Origin of the sequence: Campylobacter sp. S4:11 (assembly GCF_024723695.1) — a bacterium.
GTDB classification, from domain to species: Bacteria; Campylobacterota; Campylobacteria; order Campylobacterales; family Campylobacteraceae; genus Campylobacter_D; species Campylobacter_D jejuni_C.
Genome location: NZ_JANQDC010000132.1, coordinates 1 through 207, shown reverse-complemented (window position 1 = coordinate 207; position 207 = coordinate 1). Strand labels below are relative to the sequence as shown.

The 207-nt window shown below is 27.5% G+C and carries 1 protein-coding gene; it reads left to right on the top strand.

The annotated features are described in order from the left end of the window. On the top strand, positions 1-207 hold a 207-nt coding region (locus CAMP5053_RS08550), incomplete at both ends, for a hypothetical protein (RefSeq protein ID WP_337217663.1).

Below are 207 nucleotides of genomic sequence, written 5' to 3'. Positions count from 1 at the left end.
ATGGAAAATTTTCATAAACAAAAATTAAAAAAACTACTCAGAGAAGAACTTGATGTAAAAAACTACCTTCAAAACAGTGAGCTTTTATTACATAGTGGTTTTTATAAAAACAATAACTATGAAAATCTTTCTTTAGAAGTTAAAAACCTTTGTTCCTACCTAGTAAATGATCAAGGAAATTCTCCAAAAAGTTCCCTCCAAGGCATT